Annotated in this window: 25 protein-coding genes and 1 riboswitch; of the genes, 21 read left to right on the top strand and 4 right to left on the bottom strand. The window is 74.8% G+C overall.

From position 1 onward, the window contains the following. Window positions 1–17: 17 nt before the first annotated feature. Genes ABD978_RS31150 through manA form a run of 3 tightly spaced genes read left to right on the top strand, consistent with a single transcriptional unit; the run spans window position 18 to window position 3,993 of the window. Window positions 18–1,910: a cellulase family glycosylhydrolase gene (locus ABD978_RS31150; RefSeq protein ID WP_345362797.1), complete on the top strand. Its 1,893-nt coding sequence runs from the start codon at window positions 18–20 to the stop codon at window positions 1,908–1,910. Continuing rightward, window positions 1,907–2,878, top strand: coding sequence for an ROK family protein (locus ABD978_RS31155; RefSeq protein WP_345362800.1), 972 nt, complete (start codon window positions 1,907–1,909; stop codon window positions 2,876–2,878). Before ABD978_RS31150 ends, ABD978_RS31155 begins: the two co-directional genes overlap by 4 nt. A 2-nt stretch (window positions 2,879–2,880) precedes the next feature. After that, a complete protein-coding gene (gene manA / locus ABD978_RS31160; protein WP_345362803.1) occupies window positions 2,881–3,993 on the top strand; it encodes a mannose-6-phosphate isomerase, class I in 1,113 nt (370 codons plus the stop codon). 146 nt (window positions 3,994–4,139) lie between these two features. Here manA and ABD978_RS31165 read toward each other — a convergent pair whose 3' ends face one another. From ABD978_RS31165 to ABD978_RS31175, 3 genes are all read right to left on the bottom strand, one after another. Then, a complete protein-coding gene (locus ABD978_RS31165; protein ID WP_345362806.1) occupies window positions 4,140–5,174 on the bottom strand; it encodes an alpha/beta hydrolase-fold protein in 1,035 nt (344 codons plus the stop codon). Window positions 5,175–5,308: 134 nt separating this feature from the next. Continuing rightward, a complete protein-coding gene (locus ABD978_RS31170) occupies window positions 5,309–5,419 on the bottom strand; it encodes a DUF397 domain-containing protein (protein WP_345362809.1) in 111 nt (36 codons plus the stop codon). Window positions 5,420–5,446: 27 nt separating this feature from the next. Beyond that, the gene (locus ABD978_RS31175) at window positions 5,447–6,337 is read right to left on the bottom strand and encodes a helix-turn-helix domain-containing protein (RefSeq protein WP_345362812.1); all 891 of its coding nucleotides are present in this window, start codon (window positions 6,335–6,337) and stop codon (window positions 5,447–5,449) included. A gap of 320 nt (window positions 6,338–6,657) precedes the next feature. On the opposite strand from ABD978_RS31175, the gene ABD978_RS31180 reads away from it, so the two are divergent. Further along, complete coding sequence (locus tag ABD978_RS31180) at window positions 6,658–6,927, top strand: hypothetical protein (RefSeq protein ID WP_345362815.1); 270 nt, start codon at window positions 6,658–6,660, stop codon at window positions 6,925–6,927. Window positions 6,928–7,368: 441 nt separating this feature from the next. After that, entirely contained in the window at window positions 7,369–7,671 is a 303-nt protein-coding gene (locus ABD978_RS31185; protein WP_425550784.1) for a DUF6504 family protein, read from the top strand. A gap of 146 nt (window positions 7,672–7,817) precedes the next feature. Here the strand turns inward: ABD978_RS31185 and ABD978_RS31190 are convergent, their stop codons facing one another. Further along, window positions 7,818–8,846, bottom strand: coding sequence for an LLM class F420-dependent oxidoreductase (locus tag ABD978_RS31190; RefSeq protein ID WP_345362818.1), 1,029 nt, complete (start codon window positions 8,844–8,846; stop codon window positions 7,818–7,820). Window positions 8,847–9,032: 186 nt separating this feature from the next. Beyond that, window positions 9,033–9,203, top strand: a riboswitch (cobalamin riboswitch). A gap of 71 nt (window positions 9,204–9,274) precedes the next feature. On the opposite strand from ABD978_RS31190, the gene ABD978_RS31195 reads away from it, so the two are divergent. From ABD978_RS31195 to cobT, 16 genes are read left to right on the top strand one after another with little or no spacing between them, the layout of a single operon-like run. Next, window positions 9,275–11,359 carry a magnesium chelatase subunit D family protein gene (locus ABD978_RS31195; RefSeq protein WP_425550786.1) on the top strand — a complete coding sequence of 695 codons (2,085 nt, stop codon included), beginning with the start codon at window positions 9,275–9,277 and terminating at the stop codon, window positions 11,357–11,359. After that, window positions 11,356–11,484, top strand: a complete 129-nt coding sequence (locus ABD978_RS31200) for a hypothetical protein (protein ID WP_345362822.1) — start codon at window positions 11,356–11,358, stop codon at window positions 11,482–11,484. Before ABD978_RS31195 ends, ABD978_RS31200 begins: the two co-directional genes overlap by 4 nt. Window position 11,485: 1 nt before the next feature. Then, window positions 11,486–12,088, top strand: a complete 603-nt coding sequence (cobO, locus tag ABD978_RS31205) for a cob(I)yrinic acid a,c-diamide adenosyltransferase (protein WP_345362824.1) — start codon at window positions 11,486–11,488, stop codon at window positions 12,086–12,088. 34 nt (window positions 12,089–12,122) lie between these two features. Next, the gene (locus ABD978_RS31210; RefSeq protein WP_345362973.1) at window positions 12,123–13,556 is read left to right on the top strand and encodes a cobyrinic acid a,c-diamide synthase CobB; all 1,434 of its coding nucleotides are present in this window, start codon (window positions 12,123–12,125) and stop codon (window positions 13,554–13,556) included. Further along, window positions 13,553–14,089, top strand: a complete 537-nt coding sequence (locus ABD978_RS31215) for a GNAT family N-acetyltransferase (protein ID WP_345362826.1) — start codon at window positions 13,553–13,555, stop codon at window positions 14,087–14,089. Before ABD978_RS31210 ends, ABD978_RS31215 begins: the two co-directional genes overlap by 4 nt. Further along, window positions 14,086–14,835 carry a precorrin-2 C(20)-methyltransferase gene (cobI, locus tag ABD978_RS31220; protein ID WP_345362828.1) on the top strand — a complete coding sequence of 250 codons (750 nt, stop codon included), beginning with the start codon at window positions 14,086–14,088 and terminating at the stop codon, window positions 14,833–14,835. Before ABD978_RS31215 ends, cobI begins: the two co-directional genes overlap by 4 nt. Continuing rightward, on the top strand, window positions 14,832–15,626 hold the full coding sequence (gene cobM, locus ABD978_RS31225) for a precorrin-4 C(11)-methyltransferase (RefSeq protein ID WP_345362830.1): 795 nt from the start codon (window positions 14,832–14,834) through the stop codon (window positions 15,624–15,626). Before cobI ends, cobM begins: the two co-directional genes overlap by 4 nt. A 7-nt stretch (window positions 15,627–15,633) precedes the next feature. After that, a complete protein-coding gene (locus ABD978_RS31230) occupies window positions 15,634–16,791 on the top strand; it encodes a cobalt-precorrin-5B (C(1))-methyltransferase (RefSeq protein WP_345362832.1) in 1,158 nt (385 codons plus the stop codon). Further along, window positions 16,788–17,966, top strand: a complete 1,179-nt coding sequence (gene cbiE, locus ABD978_RS31235; protein WP_345362834.1) for a precorrin-6y C5,15-methyltransferase (decarboxylating) subunit CbiE — start codon at window positions 16,788–16,790, stop codon at window positions 17,964–17,966. Before ABD978_RS31230 ends, cbiE begins: the two co-directional genes overlap by 4 nt. Then, window positions 17,963–19,711: a precorrin-3B C(17)-methyltransferase gene (gene cobJ, locus ABD978_RS31240; RefSeq protein ID WP_345362836.1), complete on the top strand. Its 1,749-nt coding sequence runs from the start codon at window positions 17,963–17,965 to the stop codon at window positions 19,709–19,711. The genes cbiE and cobJ overlap by 4 nt, the downstream gene beginning before the upstream one ends. Before the next feature lie 2 nt (window positions 19,712–19,713). Continuing rightward, the gene (locus tag ABD978_RS31245) at window positions 19,714–19,902 is read left to right on the top strand and encodes a ferredoxin family protein (protein ID WP_345362838.1); all 189 of its coding nucleotides are present in this window, start codon (window positions 19,714–19,716) and stop codon (window positions 19,900–19,902) included. A 43-nt stretch (window positions 19,903–19,945) separates the two neighbouring features. Next, window positions 19,946–21,016 carry a HoxN/HupN/NixA family nickel/cobalt transporter gene (locus tag ABD978_RS31250; RefSeq protein WP_345362840.1) on the top strand — a complete coding sequence of 357 codons (1,071 nt, stop codon included), beginning with the start codon at window positions 19,946–19,948 and terminating at the stop codon, window positions 21,014–21,016. Continuing rightward, the gene (locus ABD978_RS31255) at window positions 21,013–21,627 is read left to right on the top strand and encodes a precorrin-8X methylmutase (protein ID WP_345362842.1); all 615 of its coding nucleotides are present in this window, start codon (window positions 21,013–21,015) and stop codon (window positions 21,625–21,627) included. The genes ABD978_RS31250 and ABD978_RS31255 overlap by 4 nt, the downstream gene beginning before the upstream one ends. Next, window positions 21,624–22,541, top strand: a complete 918-nt coding sequence (locus tag ABD978_RS31260) for a sirohydrochlorin chelatase (protein ID WP_345362844.1) — start codon at window positions 21,624–21,626, stop codon at window positions 22,539–22,541. Before ABD978_RS31255 ends, ABD978_RS31260 begins: the two co-directional genes overlap by 4 nt. Continuing rightward, a complete protein-coding gene (locus tag ABD978_RS31265) occupies window positions 22,531–23,658 on the top strand; it encodes an aminotransferase class I/II-fold pyridoxal phosphate-dependent enzyme (protein ID WP_345362846.1) in 1,128 nt (375 codons plus the stop codon). The genes ABD978_RS31260 and ABD978_RS31265 overlap by 11 nt, the downstream gene beginning before the upstream one ends. Before the next feature lie 10 nt (window positions 23,659–23,668). Then, entirely contained in the window at window positions 23,669–24,967 is a 1,299-nt protein-coding gene (cobT, locus tag ABD978_RS31270; RefSeq protein WP_345362848.1) for a nicotinate-nucleotide--dimethylbenzimidazole phosphoribosyltransferase, read from the top strand. Window positions 24,968–24,985: the final 18 nt, after the last annotated feature.

Here is a 24,985-nt window from a genome sequence, read left to right on the forward strand (position 1 = left end):
AGCCGGAAAGGTCCTCAATGCGACGCGACTTCCGCAAGCTGCCCGGCCCGGCGTGGCTCGGCGCGAACTACTGGTCCCGGACCGGCGGCCCGCTGATGTGGCGGTCGTACGACCCCGGGATCGTCCGCGACGAGCTGCGTGTCCTGTCCGAACACGGCCTGAACGTCACCCGGTCGTTCTTCTACTGGCCCGACTTCATGCCCGAGCCCGACCGCGTCGACGCGACCCTCGTCGAGCGGTACGCCGACTTCCTCGAGGCGCACGCCGAACGGGGGATGCGGACGATCCCGACCTTCATCGTCGGCCACATGTCGGGGGAGAACTGGGACCCCGCCTGGCGGCAGGGCCGGGACCTGTACGCGGACGTGTGGATGGTGGCCCGGCAGGCCTGGTTCGCCGAACAGCTCACCCGGCGGTTCACCGGCCATCCCGCGATCGCCGGCTGGCTGATCACCAACGAGATGCCCATCTACGGCGGGACCGCCCCGGCCGACCAGGTGACGAGCTGGGCGCAGCTCATGGTGCAGGCCGTCCGCGCCGCCGGGGCGCGGGAACCGGTCTCCATCGGCGACGGCGCCTGGGGCGTCGAGGTCACCGGCGTCGACAACGGGTTCTCCGTCCGCGCGCTCGCCGGGCTCACCGACTTCGTGGGCCCGCACGTCTACCGGATGGAGGACGACCTGGTCCGGCAGCACTACGGCGCGGCGTTCGTCTGCGAGCTGGCGGGGTCGTTCGGGCGGCCGGTCGTGCTGGAGGAGTTCGGCTGCTCGTCCGACTTCGTCGCCGACGACAACGCCGCGCACTACTACCGGCAACTGCTCTACAACAGCCTGCTGGCCGGGGCGACCGGCTGGATCGCCTGGAACAACACCGACTTCGACCTGCCCGACCAGCCGCCGTACCGGCACCACCCGTTCGAGCTGCACTTCGGTCTGACGACCGCCGACGGCACGCCGAAGCCGGTCCTGCGGGAGATGCGGGATTTCGCCGCCACGCTCGCCCGGCTCGACCTGGCGTCCTGCGCGCGGGCGGACACCGACACCGCCCTGGTGGTGCCGGAGGTGCTGGAGGGCGCCTTCCCGTTCACCGAGCCCGACGACCGGACGTACGTCTTCGACACCCTCCGGCAGGCGTACGTCGCGGCCCGCGCGGCCGACCTGGCGCCCGGCCTCACCCGGGAGTCCGACGGCATCGCCGGCGACGCCCGGCTCTACCTCGTGCCGTCGGCCAAGCAGCTCACCGCGCCCGGCTGGCGCCGCCTCGAAGAGCTGGCGCGCGGCGGCGCGGTCGTGTACGTCTCCTACTCGGCGGGACCGCACGGCCGGCAGCGTGGGCCGTGGTACTCCGACCTGAACGCCATGTTCGGCGTCGAGCATCGGCTGACGTACGGGCTGACCGACCCGATCGAGGACGACGTCGTCGAGCTCACCCTCACCGCCGGCCTGGGTCCGCTCAAGGAGGGCGCCACTCTGGCGTTCCGCGCCGGGGGGACCGAGCACAGCCGCGCCTACCTGCCGGTCCGGCCGACGACGGCGGAGGTCGTCGCGGTCGACGGCCACGGCCGGCCCGCGCTGCTGCGCCGGCGCTGCGGCGACGGGTGGATCGTGCTGTGCGTCTACCCCCTGGAGCACATGGCGGCCGTCACGCCCCGCGTGAACCCCGAGCCGACGTACCGGATCTACGACGCGCTGGCGGAGCTGGCCGGCGTGCGCCGGCCCGTACGGGTCGAGGACCCGCGCGTGTCGGCCGACGTCCTGGTCCGCGCCGACGGGACGCGGTTCGCCGTCCTGGTCGGCCAGGCGGACACCGAACTCGAGGTGCGTCCGCTCACGGCCGACAACGGCGGTGCCGGGGATGAAGAGATCACGCTGGGGCCGTATGGTGTGCGCGTGCTGGAGCTGCGAAATTGACCGGCGTCGTTCCCGCGACCGCCGCGGACACGACAGGGGCGGTCCCGGGCGGACCGCCCGTGCCCGCCGTCCTCGCCGTCGACATCGGCGGCACCAAGCTCGCCGCCGCGCTCGTCGAGCCGGACGGCCGACTGCGCGGGCGCGCCATCCGCCCGACCCCGGCCGGAGACACCGAGACGATCTTTGCCGCCCTGGCCGCCGTCGTCGGCGAGGCCATGGGCGGCGAGACCGTCACCGCGGCGGGGATCGGCTGCGCCGGGCCGCTGGACGCCGTCGCGGGCACGGTCAGCCCGGTGAACATCCCGTCGTGGCGGGGCTTCCCCGTGCGCGACCGGCTCGCCGCCCTGCTCGGCGGGCCGCCCGTGACGCTCGCGAACGACGCGGTGGCCGGCGCGGTCGCGGAGTACCGGCACGGCGCGGGCCGCGGCAGCCGGGCCATGCTGGGGATGGTCGTCTCGACCGGCGTCGGCGGCGGGCTGGTCCTCGACGGGCGGGTGTACGACGGGCCGACCGGCAACGCGGGGCACATCGGGCACACCGTGGTCGACCTCGGCGGTGAGCCGTGCCCGTGCGGGTCCCGGGGCTGCGTCGAGACGCTGACCTCCGGTCCCGCGATGGTGCGCTGGGCGCTCGGCAACGGCTGGACCCATCCGGCCCCCGACGGCGCCGCCCTCGCGGCCGACGCCCGCGCCGGTGACCCGGTCGCGCTGGCGGCGTTCGAGCGCGCGTGCCGGGGGCTGGCCGCCGGGATCGCGTCCGCCGCCGCGCTGTGCGACCTCGACCGCGTCGTCATCGGCGGCGGCGTGTCCCGCTCCTGGGACGTCCTGGAACCACCGCTGGTCCGCGCGCTGCGCGACTACGCCGGTCTCGCCTTCGTCCGCCGTGTCACCGTCGTCCCCTCCGAGCTCGGCGCGGAGGCCGGACTGCTCGGCGCCGCCGCCCTCGCCCACGACCCGGAGCTGGTCTGACGATGCACGTGCTGGAGAACCCCGTCCAGGAGTACGCCTGGGGATCGCACACCGTCCTCGCCGACCTCCTCGGCCGGCCGTCGCCCACCGAGCGGCCGCAGGCCGAGCTGTGGATCGGCGCGCATCCCGCCGCGCCGTCACGCCTGCCGGCCGGCGCGTCCCTGGGCGAGCACATCGCCGCCGACCCGGAGGGCGCGCTCGGGCCCGCCGCGCTCGCCCGGTTCGGGCCGCGGCTGCCGTTCCTGCTGAAGGTCCTGGCGATCGCCGCGCCGCTGTCCCTTCAGGTCCACCCGGACCGGGAGCAGGCCGAGCGCGGGTACGCCGCCGAGCGGACCCCGCCCGGCGACCCGGCGCGCAACTACAAGGACGACTGGCCCAAGCCGGAGCTGCTGTGCGCGCTGACCGACGTGCACGCCCTGTGCGGGCTGCGCGACCCGGGCGAGAGCGCCGAACTGCTCGGCAAGGTCCCGGCGCTGCGCCCCGTCGCCGACCTGCTCGCGGCCGGGGACGTGCGCGCGGCCGTGCGCACGGTGCTCACCTGGCCGGACGCGGACCGGGTCGTGCCCGAGGCCGTCGCCGTCGCCGGCGAGCCGTACGCCTCACTCGCCGAGCGCTACCCCGGGGACACGGGCGTCATCCTCGCGATGCTGCTGAACGAGGTGCGGCTCGCACCGGGGCAGGCGATGTACGTCCCGCCGCGCGTGCCGCACGCCTACCTGTCCGGGACGGCCGTGGAGCTCATGGCCGGCTCGGACAACGTGCTGCGGGCGGGTCTGACGCCCAAGCACGTCGACGTGCCGGAGCTGCTGAACGTCGCCTCGTTCGACCCCGGACGGCCGGACGTCCTGGACCCCGTCCGTACGGCGGGCGAGGAGGTCTACCTGACGCCCGCGCCGGAGTTCCGGCTGTCCCGCGTCGACGCCGCGGCCGGCGCCGTGCTGCCCGCGGGCGGCCCGCAGCTCCTGCTGTGCACCGAGGGCCGCGTCGAACTGCGCCGCGGCGGCGACGCGACGGAGCTGACCCGGGGACGGGCCGCCTTCGCCGAACACCGCGGCGGCCCGATCGAGGTCACCGGATCCGGCACCCTGTTCCGCGCAAGCCTCCCCGAAACCTGACGGGGCGCCCGCGGGCCCTCCGGACGGGGACAACGCCCCGCCGCAGGCCCGGAGGGCCGCGACTCCCGGCGCTGATCCCTGGTGATCGCTGCGTCCTATTCGCAGCGGTCGCCAGGGATCTGAGAATCGACCCTGCGGGAGCGGATTCAGGGGCTGAGGCGCTCGGCGAGCCAGGCCAGGGACAGGGGGTAGCGGTACTCGATCGCGCCGTGGCCCGCCTCGAACAGCTCGAAGTGCACCGCGTCGTCCTTCACGCCGACGGCCTCGACCGCGCGGCGGAAGGCCTGGGCGCCCAGGTCGAGGTGGTACTCGTCCTTGGTGCCCGCGTCGATCCAGACGGCCCGCATCGAGCGCAGCGCCTCGGCGTACTCCGGACGCCGCGGCATCAGCACCGGGTCGCGCTCCAGCCAGCGCTCCCAGACCTCGGGGACGACGGCGCCGGTGTCGTCGAAGGGCAGGTGGACGGTGCCGTCGTCATCAGCGGAGTACGCCGACGAGTAGCCGTAGATCTCGATGAGCGGGAAGTCGGTCTCCTTGGTGCCCGCGAGGTGGCCGCGGAAGTCGGCGAGGAACTTCTCGATCGAGCCGTCGAAGGAGTCGCGCAGCAGGCGGGCGAGCGTGGGGAAGCCCGGGCGGTAGCAGACCTCGAAGAGCGCGTCGCCGGCGTGGGTGGCGAGCGCGCCGAACAGGTCGGGCCGCAGCATCGGTGTGATCATCGCGCCGTAGCCGCCGCTGGACTTGCCGCTGATCCCGCGGTGGTCGCGGTCGGGCAGCGTCCGGTAGTGCGCGTCCACCCACGGCACGATCTCGTCGCACAGATAGGAGTGGTATGGCCCGGTGGCGGGGGAGTCGAGGTACTGGCTGCCGCCCAGCGCCGTCCAGGCGTCGACGTACACCACGATGACGGGCGGGGCCTCGCCGCGGGCGAAGACCTGGTCGGCCAGCTCGGGGAAGGGCTGCCGCCAGGGCGTGTGGTTGCGCCACATCGGCAGGTACCCGGTGTAGCCCTGGATCACGTAGACGGCGGGGTAGCGGCGGTCGGGCTCGTCGTCGTACCCCGGCGGGACGTACACCCACAGCGGCCGCCGATGCGGGTCGCCGAGGGGGTTGCCGCTCAGCAGTTCGCTGGTGAACTCGTGTTCGTCGATGCGTCCGGCGAGGTCGGCCGACCAGGGCAGCATGCGGTCTCCTTTGCGCGACACGGATGGTGCGACCCTAACCCCGTCTCCTCGATGTCCGCCGACCGCCGTCGGCCCTCGGCGGGCCGTGGGCCGCGGGAGCGGGACTCCCGCGGCCGTCTTCGGGTCGTGCCGGCTCAGTCGTCGGAGGCGTCGCCGAGCACGGCGACCTCGACGCAGTCGGCGTTGTTGGAACTACGGCTGCTCTTCCGCCAGCCGACGTCTATGAGATCGGGGTGGCCACTCATCCCCTGGTCTCCTTCCTGGTGCGTGAATCACCCCCGTGGGTACGGGGACGCATTCTTGAACTCGTCCGCCGTTGCCGTGATGAACTCGGCTGACTCGTCGGGTGGCAACGCGGCGGCCCGCAGATGGTCGAACCAGGTCGTGTGACGGCGGACGTCTTTCTCCTTTTCGAGGAAGATGTTCCCGGCGGGGCAGTCGATGTAGACGACGTCCAGGTCGGTGGGGTCCGGGAAGCCGATGATCGTGAAGGCGCCGTCGACGCCGGGGTGGGCGCCACGGGCGAAGGGCAGCACCTGAATGGTGACGCCCGGCAGTTCGCCGGCCTCGAGCAGCCGCATCAGCTGGGACCGCATCACGGGCACCCCGCCGATCGGCCGGCGCAGCACCGCCTCGTCGAGCACGGCCCACAGCTCCAGCGAGCCGGAATCGCGCAGCATGGCCTGGCGGCGGGTGCGCAGGGCGATGCGCCGGTCGACGTTCTCCGGCGTCTCCCCGGGCCGGCCCGCCTTGATCAACGCGCGGGCGTACTCCTCGGTCTGCAGCAGACCGGGCACCAGATGGGTCTGGAACGTTCGAATCGACGCGGCCGAGGCCTCCAGGCCGATGTAGGTGTCCAGGCCCGCCGACGCGGACAGGACCGCCTCGTACTCGGTCCACCAGCCGCGCTGCTGGGCGTCTTTGGCCAGGCCGAGGAGCTGGTCGCGCTGCGAGCCCTCGGGCAGGCCGTACAGGTCCAGCATGTCGCGTACGTCGCGGATGCGGGCAACGGACTTGCCGGTCTCGATGCGGCTGACGCGCGACATGGAGCACTCCAGGTGCTTCGCGACGTCTTCGATCATGAGGCCGGCGGCCTCCCGGAGTCTGCGCAGTTCCATGCCCAGCCGGCGGCGGCGAACGGTGGGGCTACGGCCATCGGTCATGGGGCACCTCCATGGCGAGCGTCCTGCGCGTATTGCGAGGAGAATGGGGACCGGTGGTGGGCGGCGGTGGCTGGGGCCGAAACCCTCGCCCGGACCGCGCCGGGGCCGTTGAACTGTGCACGGGTGATGCCGAATCCGTCTGATCTATTGGTCCGAAAATACTTGCACGTAAAACGGGGGCAGGACATCCTGACAGGGAAAGTCACTCACCGTTGCCATCTGGGCACCTTTTGCCACCGGATAGGCACCTTACCTGGTTAACGCCCTAGGGCGTACCCCTTCCTGCCGTATCGTCCAAAGCGCGAGAGGGGTGGCATCCCATGGCCGCCACTTCCGGACCCGGGACCGGGCCGCGGCGCCGCCACCTGGAGGCGCTCGCCCGCGAAGTCGAGGCGCGCGGCCTGCAAGGGCTCCTGACCGAGGATCTGATGCTGCGCGTGGTGGACCCGGCCAGCGGGCGCGGACTGCTGGTGGTCGCCATGCCGATGTCCCGGATTCGATGGTCCTTCCTGTGGGCCGGCGGCGGCCAGGCCGACGCCGACGACCCCGCCCGCGCCGCCGAGCTGATCGCACGGACCCTCGGCCGCTGACGCCGCCGCGCTGACGCCGGCCCACTGTCGCCGCCGTGCTGACGCCGGCCCACTGTCGCCGCACCGCGGTCGCCGCCGTGCTGACGCCGGGCGCTGATGCCGGGCTGCGGATGCCGCCGCGCTGGCGCCGGGCGCGGACGCTTGGCCGCTGATGCTCGGCCGCTGATGCCAGGCGCTGGCGCCGGGCGTTGACGCCGCCACGGCTCCGCGGCCGAAGGGGGCCGCCGTTTCTCGGGTGGGCGCGCCGTCGAGGGGGTCCGGCGCTTTCCGGCCGGGCTCGCGGCCGGGGCGCCCACCTGCCGTGTCGTGGCTCCAGAGGCCTTGACTATCGTGTCGAACATGTGTTCGAATCTATCGCCTGTCTTCCCCCAGGCTCACTCCTTGTCACCGATCCGAGAGGTGGGCGGCCCGCGTGGGCGGAGCGAGCGATGGACCCGAGAGGTGTACGGACGCGCCGGGTCGCGGGCGATGAGCCGGGTGTACGGCGACCCCGTCGAGGTCTGGCTCACCGACGGCAGGCCCTCCCGCTTCGTCTGGCGCGGCCGGCTCTACACGGTGCTGCGGGTGCTGGACCGCTGGGTCACCACCCGCGACTGGTGGCACGAACGCCACCCCGAGGCCCCGGAAGGCGGCGAGCGCGAGTTCTGGCGCGTCGAGGCGACCCCGGACCGGACGGTCGGGGTGTACGAACTGCGCCACGACCAGGCGACCGGCGCGTGGATGCTGTCCCGCGCCTGGAGCTGACGGACCCGCGCGCCCCCGCTCGACCCGGCGGGCCGTCGGCCGGACCCGGCAGGTCTGCGTGCTTCCGGTCCGACCTGAGGGGCCGTCCGTCGGCCGGCCGACGGGACGGCTCGGCCTGGCGGGTCGCCGGTCGGGTGGGTGGTCGGTCAGGGCTGTACGAGGTCGCGGATCGCCTTGAGGGTCGGCTCGTCCTTGACGCCGGCGATGAGGAGCGTGGTCACGGGGGAGTCCTGCCAGAGCCGGAGCCGCTCCCTGATGCGTCCGATCGGGCCGAGGAGGGAGATCGAGTCGGCCAGCTCGTCCGGCACCGCCGTGACCGCCTCGTCGCGCCGGCCCGCCAGGAACAGCTCCTGCACCCGCGTGGCCTCCTCGGCGTACCCGAGGCGCCCGATCAGGTCCAGGTGGAAGTTGCGGTCCCTGGCCCCCATGCCGCCGATGTAGAAGGCCAGCGGGATCTTGGCGAACTCCAGCGCGGCCGCCAGGTCGTCGGTGACGATCGTCGTCACGGTTGCGGCGATGTCGAAGCCTTCGCGGCGGCCGGCCAGTGAGGCGCCGAAGACCGTCTCGATCTGCGTGGGGTCGACGAAGAGGGGCAGCCAGCCGTCGGCGATCTCGGCGGCGAGGGCGATGTTCTTCGGGCCCTCCGCGCCGAGGTAGACCGGGATGTCCGGGCGTACCGGGTGGACGATCGACTTGAGCGGCTTGCCGAGGCCGGTCACCCGGCCCGGCGCGTACGCGGAGGCCGGCAGCGGCAGCGGGTAGTGCGGGCCGGCGGAGGTGACCGGCTCCGCGCGCCGCCACACCTCCCGCAGGATCCGGACGTACTCGCGGGTGCGCTCCAGCGGGCGGGCGAACGGCACGCCGTACCAGCCCTCCACGACCTGCGGGCCCGACGCGCCGATGCCGAGGGTGAGCCGGCCGCCGGACAGCGCGTCGAGGGTCAGGGCGTGCATGGCGGTGGCGGCGGGCGTGCGGGCGGACAGCTGGGCCACCGCGGTGCCCAGCTTGATGCGCGAGGTCCGCGCGGCGTACCAGGTGAGCGTGGTGAAGGCGTCCGAGCCGTACGCCTCGGCGGTGTAGACGTACTCGTAGCCGAGCCGCTCGGCGGCGAGCACCGTCTCGGTCGCGTCCTCTGGATTCCGTTGCCAGTAGCCGACGTTGATGCCGAGCCTCATCCGCACGCCTCCCAGCTCGAAAATAGAACAGGTTCTATTCAAGCAGATCGCCGCTCTCCCGGCAGCGTTCGGCCGTCCCGCGATAACGTGCACCCGCCGTGCGCCCGGCCGCGGCGGCCCTGTCATCCCGTGCGCCGGATCACGGACGGCGGCCGTACCTGCGGTGTCGCGCGTCAGGCCGGATATGTCATGCTGTCCTCCGGCGGTACGCGGAGGAACCCGGTGCGAATCCGGGGCTGTCGCGCAACTGTGACCGGGAAGTCCTTCCTCGGGTGTTGGCCACGGCGTGAGCCGGAAGGCCGAGGGCGGGCGGCGATCCGGGAGCCAGGAGACTCCGGCCGCCGATTGCCAGGCCACCTACGGGCGCGTTAACCCGAGGAAAGGACGACCACCGGGTGAACACCTATCCGTTCTCCGCCGTCACCGGGATGGCGGACCTCAAGCTCGCCCTCCTGATCAACGCGGTCGCCCCGGCCGTCGGCGGAGTGCTGGTCCGGGGCGAGAAGGGCACCGCGAAGTCCACCATCGTGCGGGCGCTCGCCGCGCTGCTGCCGGAGGTCGCGGTGGTGACGGACTGCCGGTTCTCCTGTGACCCCGACGCGCCCGACCCGCGGTGCCCCGACGGCCCGCACGGCGACGGGGCGGACGGGCAGGTGCGGCCCGCCCGGCTCGTGGAGCTGCCGATCGGCGCCGCCGAGGACCGCCTGACCGGCTCGCTCGACCTCGAACGCGCCCTCACCGAGGGCGTCCAGGCCTACCAGCCCGGCCTGCTGGCCGCCGCGCACCGCGGCGTGCTGTACGTCGACGAGGTCAACCTGCTGCACGACCATCTCGTCGACCTGCTCCTCGACGCGGCCGCGATGGGCCAGTCCTACGTCGAGCGTGAGGGCGTCTCCGTCCGGCACGCCTCGCGGTTCCTGCTCGTCGGCACGATGAACCCCGAAGAGGGCGAGCTGCGGCCGCAGCTGCTCGACCGGTTCGGCCTGACGGTGGAGGTGGCCGCCACCCGCGACCCGGAGGAGCGGGCCGAGGTCGTGCGCCGCCGCCTGGCGTACGAGGCCGACCCGGCGGCGTTCGCGGCCGACTGGGCGCGCGCCGAGACCGAGCTGGCCTGGCGGATCGAACAGGCCCGCGCCCGGCTGCCCGAGGTCGTCCTGCCCGACGGCGCGCTGCGGCAGATCACGGCGGTGTGCGCGGCGTTCGAGGTGGACGGGCTGCGGGCCGACATCGTGATGGCGCGCGCCGCGATGGCCCTCGCCGCCTGGCACGACCGTACGGTCGTCACCGCGGACGACGTGCGCGTCGCCGCCCGTCTCGCCCTCCCGCACCGGCGCCGCCGCGACCCCTTCGACGCGCCCGGCCTCGACGAGGACAAACTCGACGAGGTCCTGGAGAACACCGGCGGCTACGACTCCGCGGAGCCGCAGGATCCCGGGTTCGGCGAGGACACGGCGCCCGACCTCGTCCCCGAGCAGAGCACCGGGCCGGACCCGAAGCCGGCCCCGGAGACGGACGCGAAGCCGGACTCGGGGACGGATCCGGAGGACCCCGACCCCGACGACCCCGGACCGGACGACGGTCCCGGCGGCGGACCGGACGGACCCGGCGACCCGGCCGGACCGGGAGACGGTGCGCCGGTCGACATCGAGCAGGCCCTGTCCGGCGAGGAGTCCGGCGAGGGCTCCGGGAAGCGCGCCCGGGGGGACTCCCCGGAGCCGGCGCCCGCCGACGCGGTGTACCGGACGCGGGTCTTCACCGTCCCCGGCCTGGGTGAGGGCGCGCCGGGCCGCCGCTCGCGGGCCCGGACGCCGTACGGCCGGACGACCGGCGCGCGGCCGGGCACGCGTTCGGTCCACCTGACCGCGACCCTCCTCGCGGCGGCCCCGCACCAGCGCGCCCGCGGCCGCTCCGGTCCCGGGCTCGTCGTCCGCTCCGACGACCTGCGCGAGCGGGTCCGGGAGGGCCGGGAGGGCAACCTGGTGCTGTTCGTCGTGGACGCCAGCGGCTCGATGGCCGCCCGGCAGCGGATGCGCGCCGTCAAGGGCGCCGTGCTCAGCCTCCTCCTCGACGCCTACCAGCGCCGCGACAAGGTCGGCCTGATCACCTTCCGCGGTACGTCCGCCGAGCTGGCGCTGCCGCCGACCTCCTCCGTCGAGGCCGGGGCGCGCCGCCTCGAGACGCTGCCCACCGGCGGCCGTACTCCGCTGGCCGCCGGCCTGCTCCGCGCGGCCGAGCTGCTGCGCGCCGAACGCCTGCGCGACCCCGCGCGCCGTCCCCTGCTCGTCCTGGTGACCGACGGGCGGGCCACGCACGGCTCGCCGGCCGACGCGCTGCGCGCCGCCGACCTGCTGCGCGGCGTCACCTCCGTCGTGGTCGACTGCGAGCGCGGCCCGGTGCGCCTCGGGCTCGCGGGCGGGATCGCCGCCCGGCTCGGCGCCGAGGCCGTGCGCCTGGAGGAGCTGGCCGCCGACGCCCTCGCCGGCGTCGTCCACGACCACCGGGCCGCGGCGTGACCCGCCTCCCCGCCGCCGTGACCGGCTCCGCCACCGTCGCCGTGACCGGTCTCCCCGGCGTCGCCGTGACCCGCCGCGCCACCGTCGCCGTGACCTCGCTCCGCCTCCGTTCCGGGAAGGACTGACATGCCGCAGGGAAAACCGTCGCAGGTGCCCGACGACGGGCTCACCACCCGGCAGCGCCGCAACCGCCCCCTCGTCGTCGTCCACACCGGGCCGGGCAAGGGCAAGTCGACCGCGGCCTTCGGACTGGCCCTGCGCGGCTGGAACCAGGGCTGGCCGATCGGCGTGTTCCAGTTCGTCAAGTCCGCGAAGTGGCGCATCGGCGAGGAGCGGGCGCTGCGGGTGCTCGGCGAGTCCGGCGAGGGCGGCCCGGTCGACTGGCACAAGATGGGCGAGGGCTGGTCGTGGATCCAGCGGCCCGGCACGGAGGAGGACCACGCCGCGGACGCCCGTGAGGGCTGGGAGCAGATCAAACGCGACCTCGCCGCCGAGACCTACACGCTGTACGTGCTGGACGAGTTCACCTATCCGATGAAGTGGGGCTGGGTGGACGTCGAGGACGTGATCGCGACGTTGCGGGACCGGCCGGGGTACCAGCACGTCGTCATCACCGGCCGCGACGCCGACCCGCGGCTGGTGGAGGTCGCCGACCTCGTCACCGAGATGGGCAAGGTCAAGCACCCCATGGACGCGGGCCAGAAGGGCCAGAAGGGCATCGAGTGGTGAGCCCCTTCCCGACGACAGGGCCGGCCCGGTGAGGATGCCGAGACTCGTCGTCGCCGCCCCCGCCTCCGGGAGCGGGAAGACGACGGTGGCGACCGGGCTGATGGCCGCGCTGACCGCCGGCGGGCTGGCCGTCTCGCCGCACAAGGTCGGGCCGGACTACATCGATCCGGGGTACCACACGCTCGCGGCCGGGCGGCCGGGCCGCAACCTCGACCCCTGGCTGACCTCCGAGGACCTCGTCGCGCCGCTGTTCCTGCACGGCGCGCGCGGCGCGGACGTCGCCGTCGTCGAGGGCGTGATGGGGCTGTTCGACGGGGCCGAGGCCGCCGGGGGCGGGTTCGCCTCGACGGCACACGTGGCCCGGCTGCTGGAGGCGCCCGTCGTCCTCGTCGTGGACGCCTCGTCGGCGGGCCGCTCGATCGCCGCGCTCGTCCACGGGTTCATCACCTACGACTCCACGGTGCGGATCGGCGGCGTGATCCTCAACCGGGTCGGTTCGGAGCGGCACGAGCGGATCTGCCGTGCGGCGATCGAGGAGACCGGGCTGCCGGTGTTCGGGGTGCTGCGGCGTGACGCGGACGTCGCCACCCCGTCGCGTCACCTCGGCCTCATCCCGGCCGCCGAGCGCCGCGCCGAGGCCGTACGCACCGTCGAGCGGCTGGGCGCGCTCGTCGAGGAGTCCTGCGACCTTCGCGGCCTGCTCGCGCTCGCCCACGGCGCCCCGCCGATCGACGCCCACCCCTGGGACCCGGCCGCGCGGATCGACGCCCGCCTCCGGGACCCCGCCGCGCCGGCGGACCGCCCGGCGGGTCCGGCGGAGGGCGCCGCGCGGCTCGGGGAACCGGAGGGTGCCGCCCGGCCCCTGGAGCGGACGGCGGGCCTCGCGCGTCCGATGGTGGCGGTGGCGGGCGGACCGGCGTTCACGTTCGGGTACACCGAGAACGACGAGCTGCTGAGCGCGGCCGGGGCACAGGTCGTGCCGTTCGACCCGCTGCGCGACGAGGCGCTCCCGGAGGGCACGCGCGGCGTCGTGATCGGCGGCGGCTTCCCCGAGATGTACGCGGCGGAGCTGGCGGCCAATGAGCCGTTGCGCCGGCAGGTCGCCGCGTTCGACGGCCCGATCTACGCCGAGTGCGCCGGCCTGCTCTACCTCGCCCGCACCCTCGACGGGGCGCCGATGTGCGGGGTCCTCGACGCGGAGGCGCGCATGACCGGCCGGCTCACGCTCGGCTACCGGGAGGCGGTGGCGTTGCGCGACTCGCCGGTGGCGCGGGCGGGCGAACGCTTCCGCGGCCACGAGTTCCACCGTACGGCGGTGAGCCCCGGGCCGGGCGCCGAGCCCGCCTGGCGGTGGCCGGGCGCCGATCCGGAGGGATTCGCCGGGCGCCTTCGACTTGCCTCCTACCTTCATCTCCATTGGGCTGGTAGTCCGGAGATGGCGAGCCGTTTCGTGGGAGCGTGCGCATGACTTTCGACCAGGGTGTGCTGCTGGAGAGCCAGCGGCTGCTGCTCCGCCCGTTCGAGGAGGGCGACGCCGCCGACGTCCTCGCGGCGAGCCACGACCCGGAGATCCTGCGCTGGATGGCGTGGGCGCCCGCCCAGACCGCCGAGACGGCGCTGGCCTGGTGCCTGACCGACTCCCACGTCGATCCGATCCACGGGATCAACTTCGCCATCGTCGGCGGCGACCGGTTCGCCGGCACCGTCGGCCTGAGCCGTACGGACTGGACGGACGGCCGCGTCGAGGTCGGCTACTGGATCGCGCCGTGGGCGCGGCGCAAGGGGTACGCCGTCGAGGCGACGCGCGCCGCCGCCGCGTACGCCTTCCAGAAGGGACTCCACCGGGTCGAGCTGCTGGCCGCCGTCGGCAACCGCGCCTCCCAGGCCGTCGCGGCGAAGGCCGGCTTCACCCGGGAGTGCGTGCTCCGCGAGGCCACCCTCACCCCGGCCGGGCGGGTCGACGCCGTGCTGTTCAGCCTCCTGGAGAGCGAGCTCGCATGAACCCTGACAAGCGGCTGATCGGCGTCGGCGTCGGGCCGGGCGACCCCGAGCTCGTCACCGTCCGCGCGGTCCGGATCCTGCGGGAGGCCGACGTCGTGCTCGTCCCGGTGATGGCGCTCGACGAGCCCGGCCGCGCCGAGTCCGTCGTACGCGCGTACACCGACAGGGCCGAGCGCGTCGTCTTCGCGCTCAACGACCGCGGCGGGCGCAGCGAGCGGCGCGTCGGCGCGTGGGACGCCGCCGCGCGCCGGGTCGTCGAGGCGTTCGCCGGCGGCGCGCGGACGGTGGCGTTCGCGACGATCGGCGACCCGAACGTCTACTCCACCTTCACCTATCTGGCCCGGACCGTACGCGACCGGGAGCCGGGCGTGGAGGTCGAGACCGTGCCGGGCGTCACCGCCATGCAGGACCTCGCCGCGCGGTCGGGGACGGTCCTGACCGAGGGCGACGAGTCGCTGTGCCTGCTGCCGCTGACGGGCGGCACGGGCCGCCTGCGCACGGTCCTGGAGACCTGCGACACCGTCGTCGCGTACAAGTTCGGCCGGGTCGCGGACGAGACCCTGGCGGCCGTACGGGACGCGGGCCGGCTCGACGACGCGGTGTACGGCGCGCGGCTCGGCCTGCCCGACGAGGACGTGCGCGCGGCGAAGGGACTCGAGGGGCCGGTCCCGTACCTGTCGACGCTGATCGTGCCCGGCCGCCGGACCGTCACCGGCGGCAAGCTGAACAGGGGGAAGACCTCATGAGTGGACGTGTGGTGTTCGTCGGGGCGGGGCCGGGCGCGGCGGACCTGCTGACGTTCCGGGCCGCGAAGGCGATCGCCGAGGCGGACGTGGTGATCTGGGCGGCCAGCCTGGTCCACGAGGACGTGCTCCAGCACGCCCGCCCGGACGCGGAGATCGTCGACTCGGCGCGGCTGCCCATGGAGGGCGTGCTGCCGTACTACGAGCGCGCCGCCGCCGAGGGGCTGACCGTGGCGCGGATCCACTCCGGCGACCCGGCCCTGTGGGGCGCGCTGCAGGAGCAGCTCGACCGCTGCCGCGCCCTCGGCCTGGACACCGAGGTGGTGCCGGGCGTGTCGAGCTTCTCGGCCGTCGCCGCCGCCGTCGAGCGGGAGCTGACCATCCCGGAGGTCGCCCAGTCGGTGATCCTCACCCGCCTCGGCGGGGGGAAGACGCCGATGCCGCCGGGTGAGGAGGTGCGGGAGTTCGCCCGGCACGGCACGACGATGGCGCTGTTCCTGTCGGCGGCGCGCTCGAAACAGCTCCAGGATGAGCTCCTCGAGGGCGGCTACCCGCCGGACACGCCGTGCGTGGTCGCCTACCAGTGCACCTGGCCGGACGAGCTGATCGTGCGGTGCCGCCTGGACGCCCTGGAGGAGACGGTCAAGGCGCACAAGCTGTGGAAGCACACCCTCGTGCTGGTCGGCGCGGCGCTGGCGGCGGGCGGCACGCGTTCGCACCTGTACCACCCGGGCCACTTCCACGGCCACCGGCGGGCGGACCGTACGGCGCGCCGGGCGCTGCGGGGCGGCTGAGCGGACGATGACCACACCGTACGAGCCCGACATGCCGCGGACCATGAAGGTCCGCGGCAAGGCGCTGCGCACCGGCTGGACGACCGGCACCTGCGCCTCTGCGGCGGCCAAGGCCGCGGCGGAGGCGCTGGCCACGGGCACCGCGCCGGAGGTCGTCGAGGTGGCGCTGCCGTCGGGCCGGCGGGTGACGTTCGCGGTGGACTCCTGCGCGCTCGGTGAGGGGCGCGCCGAGGCGGTCGTGGTCAAGGACGCCGGGGACGACCCGGACGTCACGCACGGCGCCCACCTGACCGCCACCGTCTCCTGGCGGAACGAGCCGGGCATCGAGCTGGACGGCGGCGTCGGGGTCGGGGTCGTCACCAAGCCGGGCCTCGGCCTGGAGGTCGGCGGCCCGGCGATCAACCCGGTGCCCCGGCGGATGATCGAGCAGGCGGTGGGCGAGTCGGTGGACCTGGACGCCCGGGGCGTACGCGTCGTCATCTCGGTGCCCGAGGGGGAGAAGATGGCGCGCAAGACCACGAACAGGCGGCTCGGCATCCTCGGCGGCATCTCGATCCTGGGCACGACGGGCGTGGTCCGGCCGTTCTCGACGGCGTCGTGGCGGGCGAGCGTCGAGCAGGCGGTCTCGGTGCTGGCCGCGCAGGGGGAGAGAACGCTGGTCCTGTGCACCGGCGGCCGTACCGAGCAGGGCGCGATGAAGCTGCTGCCCAAACTGCCCGACGTGTGCTTCGTCGAGGTCGGCGACTTCACCGGCGCCGCGCTGCGCAGGGCCGTGGAGCACGGCGTCACGCAGGTGGTGTTCGTCGGGATGGCCGGCAAGCTGACCAAGCTCGCGTCCGGCGTGCTGATGACGCACTACACCCGGTCCAAGGTCGACACCGCGCTGCTCGGCGAGATCACCAGGGACATGGGCGGTTCGGCGGACCTGGCCGCGCGCGTCGCGGAGGCCAACACCGCCCGCCACGCGTACGAGCTGTGGGAGGAGGCGGGGCTGCTCGGCCGCGCCGGCCGCGAGCTGTGCCGCCGCGTCGCCGGGGTGCTGGAACACTTCGCCGAGGACCAGGCGGCCCAGGTGCCCGGCGCGAGCGGGATCGCGGCGCAGGTCGTGCTGGTCGACTTCACCGGCAAGCGGATGATCGCGATGTACGGGCGGCTCGCCCGATGATCACCGTGGTGGGCTGCGACGGCTCTCCGCTGTCGCAGGAGGCGATGGACCGGCTCCAGGCCGCCTCCCTGGTGGTCGGCGGCCGGCGGCACCTGGAGTCCGTACGCCCGCCGGAGCGGGCCCGCCGCATCGTGCTCGGCGACGTGCCGGCGGCGCTGGCCGAGGTCGACGCGGCGGAGGGCGACGTCGTCGTGCTGGCCAGCGGCGACCCGGCGTTCTTCGGCATCCTGCGGGCGCTGCGCGGGCGCGGTCACGCCCCGGAGGTGCTGCCCGCCGTGTCCTCGGTGGCCACCGCGTTCGCGCGGATCGGCCTGCCCTGGGACGACGCGGTGGTGGTGAGCGCGCACGGCCGCGACCCGCGCACCGCCCTCAACGCGTGCCGGGCACTGCCCAAGGTCGCCGTCCTGACCTCCCCGGCCTGCGGCCCCGGCGAAATCGCCGCCCGGCTCGCCGGATGGGACCGGACCCTCTGGGTGGCCGAGCGTCTCGGCGGTCCCGGCGAGCGCGTCGTCCGCCGTACGCCGGCCGAGGCCGCGGCCAGCGACTGGGCCGACCCGAACGTCGTGGTCGTCCTCGACGAGGACCGGCTCGCGGCCGCCGCCCGCGTGCACGACCAGCCCGCCGCGCCGCCCGACGGCTGGGCGCATGCGGACGACTTCTACGCGCACCGCGCCGGGATGATCACCAAATGGGAGGTGCGGGCCGTCGTGCTGTCCCGCCTGCGGCCCACGCTCGGCAGGCTCATCTGGGACGTCGGCGCGGGCAGCGGGTCGGTCGGCATCGAGTGCGCCGAGCACCACGCGGCCGTCATCGCGATCGAGCGGGACCCGGCGGCCTGCGAGCTGATCCGCCGCAACGCCCGCTCCTCCGGCGTACGGGTCGTCGCGGGCGCCGCGCCCGAGGCGTACGACGGGCTGCCCGACCCCGACGCGGTGTTCGTCGGCGGCGGCGGCCTCGACGCGCTCGGCGGTGCGCTCGCGCGCCGCCCCGAGACGGTCGTGGCGACGTTCGCGGCGGTCGACCGGGCGGCGGCTGCGCGGCGGCTGCTGGCCGACGCCGCCTATGAGATCGAGGGCGTGCAACTGGCGGCGTCGCGGTTCGCCGACCTGCCCGGCGGGTCGTTCCGGCTGGAGGCGCAGAATCCGGTGTTCGTGCTGACGGGGAGGTCGCGGTGACGGAGACGATGGGGCGGATCGGGGTCGTCGCGGCGACCGCGAGCGGCCGGACCGCGGCCGAGACGCTGCGCGCGGCCTGGCCGGACGAGGTCCGCGTCCTGACCGCCGACAAGGCCGGCGACGCGCTCCGCGAGGCGTGGCGGACCTGCGACGCGATCGTGAGCTTCCTCGCCGTCGGCGCGACGGTCCGGGTGCTCGCGCCGCTGCTCGGCCACAAGACCACCGACCCCGCGGTCGTCTGCGTGGACGAGTCGATGGCGTTCGCCGTCGCCGTCCTCGGCGGCCACCACGGCGGCAACCTGCTCGCCCACCGGCTGACCGGGGTGCTCGGCTGCACGCCGGTGGTGACCACCGCCAGCGACCGGAGCAACGTCACCCCGCTCGACTCCTACGGCGCCGACCTCGGCTTCACCGTGCACGACCCCACCGTGCTCGCGCACGTCGGCGCGGCCGTGCTGTCCGGCGAGCCGGTGCGGATCGAGGGCGCCGACGACTGGCCGCTGCCCCCGCTGCCGCCCAACGTCACCTCCGGCGCCGAGGACGCCGCGCACCACATCCTCGTCACCGACCACGCCGCCATGGACTGCATGTGCCACGACGGGTGGTTCGGCGGCGCGCTCGTCTACCGGCCGAAGTCCCTCGTCGTCGGCGTCGGCTCGGCGCGCGGCGTGTCCGCCGAGGAGGTCGGGACGCTCGTCGACCAGGCCCTGGCCGCCGCCGCGCTGGACCCCGCGTCCGTACGGTGCCTGGCGACCGTGGACCTCAAGGCCGACGAGGAGGGCATTCTCCAGGCGGCCGCGGCACGCGGCTGGGAGGTCGTCACCTACCCGGCCGAGGCGCTCGCCGCCGTCGCCGTGCCCAACCCCTCCGAGGTGGTCCGTGCCGAGGTCGGCACGCCCAGCGTCGCCGAGGCCGCCGCGCTGCACGGCGCGCGGACGCACGGCCGGGACGCCGAACTCGTCGTCGAGAAGCGCAAGTCCGCGAACGCCACGGCCGCCGTCGCCCGGCTCGCCCCGCGCGGCCGGCTCGCCATCGTCGGGCTCGGGCCCGGCGCGCGGGACCTGCTCACGCCGCGCGCGATCGCCGCGCTGCAGCGGGCGTCCGTCGTCGTCGGCCTCGAGCAGTACCTCGACCAGGTCCGCGACCTCATCCGGCCCGGCACGCGCGTCATCGCCTCCGGCCTCGGCCAGGAGGAGGAACGCGCCCGCACCGCGGTCGCCGAGGCGTCGGCCGGCCGCGCGGTCGCGCTCGTCGGCTCCGGCGACGCCGGGGTGTACGCCATGGCCAGCCCGGCGCTGGAGTTCGCCGACGCGGACATCGACGTCGACGGCGTCCCCGGCATCACGGCCGCGGTGGCCGCGTCGAACCTGCTCGGCGCCCCGCTCGGCCACGACCACGCCTACATCTCCCTGTCCGACCTGCACACCCCCTGGGAGGTCATCGAACGCCGCGTCACCGCCGCCGCCGAGGGCGACTTCACGGTCTGCTTCTACAACCCGCGCAGCCGCGCCCGTGACTGGCAACTGCCGAAGGCCCTCGCGATCCTCGCCGCGCACCGCCCGCCGGAGACCCCGGTCGGGTACGTCCGCAACGCCACCCGCCCCGACCAGACCGTGACGCTGACGACCCTCGCCGAGCTGGACCCGGCGCGGATCGACATGTTCACCGTCGTCGTCGTCGGCTCCAGCCGCAGCCGCGCGGTCGCCGGCCGGTTCGTCACCCCGCGCGGGTACCGATGGGCCTGACCGTGCGCGTCACCGGACGCTGCCAGGGCTGCGGAGCCTGCCTGCTCACCTGCCCCGAACACGCCATCCGCCCGCACGCCGGGTGGGCCGCGCACGGCGGCGACCCGCTGCGGGTCCTGCCCGAACGGTGCACCGGATGCGGCGAATGCGCCGAGATCTGCCCGGTCGACGCCATCGAGGAACTCCCGTGACCCGGCGCACCCGCCGGGTCGGCGGGCCGTCGAAGGAGGCCCCTTGACGACACCCCCCGTGCCGCTGACGGTCGGGACCTGGACGCGCGCCGAACGCGCGCGCCTGTCCGGGATCCTGGGCATCATCGCGCTGCTGCACATCACCGGCTGGTCGCTGTACTTCTACTACTCCCGCAACCTCGCCGCGGCCGGCTCGTTCACCGCCGCCGGCGTCACGGCGTACGTCCTCGGCATGCGGCACGCGTTCGACGCCGACCACATCGCCGCGATCGACGACACGACCCGGCTGATGCTGCAGCGCGGCCGCCGGTCCGTCGGCGTGGGCTTCTTCTTCGCGATGGGCCACTCGACGGTCGTGCTCGTGCTCTCCACCGTGATCGCCCTGGCGGCGGGCGCGGCGACGACCGCGCAGATCGATTCGTTCCGAGAGGTCGGCGGAGCCGTCTCGGTCGTCGTCGCGATGGGCTTCCTGCTGCTGGTGGCGGCCCTGAACGCGGTGGTGCTGCGCGGCGTCGCCGGGCTGTGGCGGCGGATGACCCGCGGCGACCTCGACGAGCGCGAGCTGGAGATCCAGCTCCTCAACCGCGGCCTGATGAACCGCATGCTCGGCGGCCGGGCCCGCGCGCTGATCAAGTCGTCGTGGCACATGTACCCGGTCGGCCTGCTGTTCGGCCTGGGCCTGGAGACCGCCTCGGAGGTCACCCTCCTCGGGCTGGCCGCGCAGAGCGCGGGCCAGGGCGCGCTGCCGCTGCTGGCGACGCTGACCCTTCCGCTGCTGTTCGCCGCCGGGATGAGCGCGCTGGACACCTGCGACAGCCTGCTGATGACCCGGGCGTACTCCTGGGCGTTCCGCAGCCCGGCGCGCAAGCTCTACTACAACATGGCGACCACCGCGATGACGGTGCTGATCGCCGGCTTCATCGGCAGCGTCTACCTCGCCGACCTGCTCGCCAAGTACGCCGGCGCGGCGTTCCTCGACTCCTACGCCGCCCTCGCCGACCGGTTCGAGTACCTCGGCTACGGAATCGTCGCCGTGTTCGTCATCTCCTGGCTCGTCGCGGCCGTCCTCTGGAGAGCGGGCCGGTTCGAACAGCGCTACGGGAGCAGTGCATGAACACCAGGACCATCCATCCCATCGAGGAACAGTCGTACGAGATCCTGCGGTCGCGCGTCGACCTCAGCCCGATGCCACCCCTGTGGCGGGCGGTCGCCGAGCGCGTCATCCACGCCAGCGCCGACCTGGAGTACGCCGTCGACCTCGTCACCGACGAGGCCCACCTGCGGCGCGGGCTGCGGGCGCTGCGCGCGGGGGCGCCGGTCGTCACCGACGTGGCCATGGTCGCCGCCGGCATCACCGGCCGGGAGACGATCTGCTCGGTCGGCGACCCGGCGGCCGCGCGGATGGCGCGGGCCGCGGGGATCACCCGCTCGGCCGCGGCGATCCGCCTGTCGTACGCCGAGGTCGGCCGGGGCGCGATCTGGGTCGTCGGCTGCGCGCCGACCGCCCTGGAGGAGATCATCGCGCGCGACGTCGACCCGGCGCTCGTGATCGGGCTGCCGGTCGGGTTCGTCGGCGCCGCCGAGTCCAAGGAGGCGCTGCGCAAGAGCGGGCTGCCCGCCGTCAGCAACGTCTCCGAGAAGGGCGGCTCCGCCGTGGCCGCCGCCGCCCTCAACGCCCTCCTCTACTACGAGGGCACGGCCGAGGAAGAAGAAGGGAACCCATGACGCCGCTGCTGCTGGTCGGGCACGGAACGCGCGACGAGAGCGGGGCCGAGGAGTTCGGCCGGTTCGTCGAGCGGTTGCGGGGCCGGCTGCCGGTCGACGTGTCCGGAGGGTTCATCGAGCTGTCGCCCCCGCCGCTGACCGACGCCGTCGCCGAGCTGTACGACGCCGGGCACCGGCACTTCGCCGCTGTGCCGATGGTCCTGGTCGCCGCCGGGCACGGCAAGGGCGACATCCCCGGCGCGCTGGCCCGTGAGCGGGCGCGCCGGCCCGGCCTGTCGTACGTCTACGGCCGCCCCCTCGGCCCGCATCCCAAGCTGCTGGACCTCCTGGACGAGCGCCTGTCCGCCGTCCTCGACCCGGCCGAGCGTGCCGACACCGCCGTGCTGCTCGTCGGCCGGGGCTCGACCGACCCGGACGCCAACGCCGAGGTCCACAAGGTCGCCCGGCTGCTGTGGGAGGGCCGGGGCCTGGGCATGGTCGAACCGGCGTTCGTGTCGCTGGCCCGGCCCGGCGTCCCCGAGGGGCTCGACCGCTGCCGCCGGCTCGGCGCGCGCCGCGTGGTCGTGCTGCCGTACTTCCTGTTCCCCGGCGTGCTGCCGGACCGCGTGGCGGCGCAGGCCCAGGCGCATGAGGACGTGGAGGTCCGGTGCGCCGACGTGATCGGCGACTGCGACGGCCTCGCCGACCTGGTCCTCGAACGCTACGAGGAGGCCCTGGCCGGCGACATCCGGATGAACTGCGACACCTGCGTGTACCGCATCGCGATGCCGGGCTTCGAGGACCGCGTCGGAGCGCCACAGGTTCCGCACCACCACCCGGACGACCCCGCGCACGGGCACGGTCACGCGCATCTCCACCCGGGCGATCCCGCGCATGCCCACCCGGACGATCCGAGCCGTACCCGTGTGCGCTGACGTCGACCTGCGCCACCACGGCGACACGGAGGTGGGACCCGGCCTGGTGGACCTCGCCGTCAACGTCCGCCCGGGGACGCCGCCCGCCTGGCTCGCCGCGCTGCTGCGCGACAGCGTGGCCGGGCTGGCGGCCTATCCCGACGCCGCCCGCGCACGGGCGGCGGTGGCCCGCCGTCACGGCCGCTCACCGGAGGAGGTCCTGCTGACCGCGGGGGCGGCGGAGGCGTTCGTCCTGCTCGCCCGCGTCCTCACGCCCCGGCGCCCGGTCGTCGTGCACCCGCAGTTCACCGAGCCGGAGGCCGCGCTGCGGGCGGCGGGACACGAGCCGGACCGGGTGACCCTGGACGGCGACTTCCGGCTCGGCGCGGTGTCCGGGAACGGCGCGGTGCCTGGAGACGGCGTGGTGCTCGGGGGCGGCGCGGTGCCCGGAGACGGGATGAGGTCCGCAGCCGGCCTGGTGCCCGAGGACGCCGACCTGGTCATGCTCGGCAACCCGACGAACCCGACGTCCGTGCTGCACCCGGCGGCGGCGATCGCGGCGCTCGCCCGGCCGGGCCGGACGCTGGTGGTCGACGAGGCGTTCATGGACTGCGTCCCCGGTGAGACCGAGAGCCTCGCGTCCCGTACCGGAGTCCCCGGGCTGGTCGTCATCCGCAGCCTCACCAAGACCTGGGGCCTGGCGGGACTGCGCGTCGGCTACGTCCTCGCCGAGCCGTCGCTGATCGCCCGGCTGGCCGAGGCGCAGCCGCTGTGGTCGGTGTCCGCCCCGGCGCTGGTCGCCGCGGAGGCCTGCACGAGTCCCCGTGCCCTCGCCGAGGCCGACGCGTGGGCGCGGGACCTGGCGATCGAGCGGGACCGGCTGGCGGCGGAGATCCGCGCGCTGGGCGCGCACGTCGTGCCCGACGCGCGGGCGTCGTTCCTGTGCGTGCGGGTCCCCGGACCGTCAGGCGGCCTGGCCGTACGCGCGGCGCTGCGCGACCGCGGCTACGCGGTCCGGCGCGGCGACACGTTCCCCGGCCTGGGACCCGACTGGCTGCGCGTCGCCGTACGGGACGCCGCCACCAACGACGCCTTCACCGGCGTGCTCAAGTCCGTGCTGACCGACCTGACCTCCTAGGGAGACGTAGATGGAGCTGATCGCCGAGACGGTCGCCGCGATCCGGCCGCTGGACGAAGCGGCGATGCGGGCGGCCCGCGAACGGCACGACCGGTTGACCAAGCCGCGCGGCTCGCTCGGCGAGCTGGAAGAGCTGGGGATCCGTCTCGCCGGGGTCGCCGGCGTGTGTCCGCCGCCGCTGCCCGCGCCCGCCGCGGTGGCGGTGTTCGCCGCCGACCACGGCGTGCACGCCCAGGGCGTCACCCCCTGGCCGCAGGAGGTGACCGGCCAGATGGTGCACAACTTCCTCGCGGGCGGCGCGGTGGTCAACGCCTTCGCCCGGCAGGTCGGCGCCGAGGTCACCGTCGTCGACGTGGGCGTCAATGGAGACCTGCCCGAGGCGCCCGGCCTGCTCGCCAGGAAGGTCGCGAACGGCACCGCCGACATGACCCGGGGCCCGGCGATGACCGCCGAGCAGGCCCGGCGGGCCGTCGAGGTCGGCATCGAGGCCGCCCGCGACCTGGTCGCGGCGGGTCACCGGTGCCTGCTGACCGGGGACATGGGCATCGCCAACACCACCGCCTCGGCCGCCCTCATCGCCGCCTTCACCGGCCGCGCGCCCGACGACGTCACCGGGTACGGCACGGGCATCGACGACGCCACGCACGCCCGGAAGGTCGAGGTCGTCCGGGCAGCCCTCACCCGCGCCCGTACCGAACTGCCCGGACACGACGGAACGGCGGGCGCGGACGCCCGGGTGGCGTCCGCCGCTCCGCTCGCGGTTCTGGCGCAGGTCGGCGGGCTGGAGCACGCGGCGATCGCCGGCTTCGTCCTCGGCGCGGCGGCCCACCGCGTCCCCGTCGTGCTCGACGGCGTGATCGCCGGCGCCGCCGCGCTCGTCGCCGTCGCGCTCGCCCCGGGCGCCCGCGACTTCTGCCTCGCCGGGCACCATTCCGCCGAACCGGGCCACGCCGCCGCCCTGGCGTCCATGGGGCTGCGCCCGCTCGTCGACCTGCGGCTCCGCCTGGGGGAGGGGACCGGCGCCCTCCTCGCCCTGCCCCTCATCGCCGGCGCCGTACGGGTGCTGCACGAGGTCGCCACGTTCGACTCGGCGGGCGTCGCGGACAAGGACGCCGCCGACGTCGCCGCGGCGGGTCCGGCCGGCGGTGCCCGAGAGGACTCCGCAGCGGCGGGTCCGGCGGGCGGCGCTCAGGAGGACTCCGCCGCGCCGGACCGGGCCGGCCGGGGCCGGGAGGCCTCCGCCGGTGTCGCCGCGGCGGGCCCGGCCGGGGAGGCCGAGAATGACGCCGCCGCGCCGGATGGCGCCTGACCGGCGCGGGTACCTTTG

The sequence above is a fragment of the Actinoallomurus liliacearum genome (assembly GCF_039542035.1).
Lineage (GTDB): Bacteria > Actinomycetota > Actinomycetes > Streptosporangiales > Streptosporangiaceae > Actinoallomurus > Actinoallomurus liliacearum.

Bases quoted from the DNA above. Each gene is read 5' to 3' on its own strand.
- cobM (WP_345362830.1), top strand. From the start codon at position 14,832: ATGAGTGGACGTGTGGTGTTCGTCGGGGCGGGGCCGGGCGCGGCGGAC.
- ABD978_RS31195 (WP_425550786.1), top strand. From the start codon at position 9,275: ATGGCGGACCTCAAGCTCGCCCTCCTGATCAACGCGGTCGCCCCGGCC.
- manA (WP_345362803.1), top strand. From the start codon at position 2,881: ATGCACGTGCTGGAGAACCCCGTCCAGGAGTACGCCTGGGGATCGCAC.
- ABD978_RS31165 (WP_345362806.1), bottom strand. From the start codon at position 5,174: ATGCTGCCCTGGTCGGCCGACCTCGCCGGACGCATCGACGAACACGAG.
- ABD978_RS31190 (WP_345362818.1), bottom strand. From the start codon at position 8,846: ATGAGGCTCGGCATCAACGTCGGCTACTGGCAACGGAATCCAGAGGAC.
- ABD978_RS31170 (WP_345362809.1), bottom strand. From the start codon at position 5,419: ATGAGTGGCCACCCCGATCTCATAGACGTCGGCTGGCGGAAGAGCAGC.
- ABD978_RS31215 (WP_345362826.1), top strand. From the start codon at position 13,553: ATGACTTTCGACCAGGGTGTGCTGCTGGAGAGCCAGCGGCTGCTGCTC.
- ABD978_RS31180 (WP_345362815.1), top strand. From the start codon at position 6,658: ATGGCCGCCACTTCCGGACCCGGGACCGGGCCGCGGCGCCGCCACCTG.
- cobI (WP_345362828.1), top strand. From the start codon at position 14,086: ATGAACCCTGACAAGCGGCTGATCGGCGTCGGCGTCGGGCCGGGCGAC.
- cbiE (WP_345362834.1), top strand. From the start codon at position 16,788: ATGATCACCGTGGTGGGCTGCGACGGCTCTCCGCTGTCGCAGGAGGCG.
- ABD978_RS31255 (WP_345362842.1), top strand. From the start codon at position 21,013: ATGAACACCAGGACCATCCATCCCATCGAGGAACAGTCGTACGAGATC.
- ABD978_RS31150 (WP_345362797.1), top strand. From the start codon at position 18: ATGCGACGCGACTTCCGCAAGCTGCCCGGCCCGGCGTGGCTCGGCGCG.
- cobT (WP_345362848.1), top strand. From the start codon at position 23,669: ATGGAGCTGATCGCCGAGACGGTCGCCGCGATCCGGCCGCTGGACGAA.
- ABD978_RS31230 (WP_345362832.1), top strand. From the start codon at position 15,634: ATGACCACACCGTACGAGCCCGACATGCCGCGGACCATGAAGGTCCGC.
- cobO (WP_345362824.1), top strand. From the start codon at position 11,486: ATGCCGCAGGGAAAACCGTCGCAGGTGCCCGACGACGGGCTCACCACC.
- ABD978_RS31210 (WP_345362973.1), top strand. From the start codon at position 12,123: ATGCCGAGACTCGTCGTCGCCGCCCCCGCCTCCGGGAGCGGGAAGACG.
- ABD978_RS31260 (WP_345362844.1), top strand. From the start codon at position 21,624: ATGACGCCGCTGCTGCTGGTCGGGCACGGAACGCGCGACGAGAGCGGG.
- ABD978_RS31175 (WP_345362812.1), bottom strand. From the start codon at position 6,337: ATGACCGATGGCCGTAGCCCCACCGTTCGCCGCCGCCGGCTGGGCATG.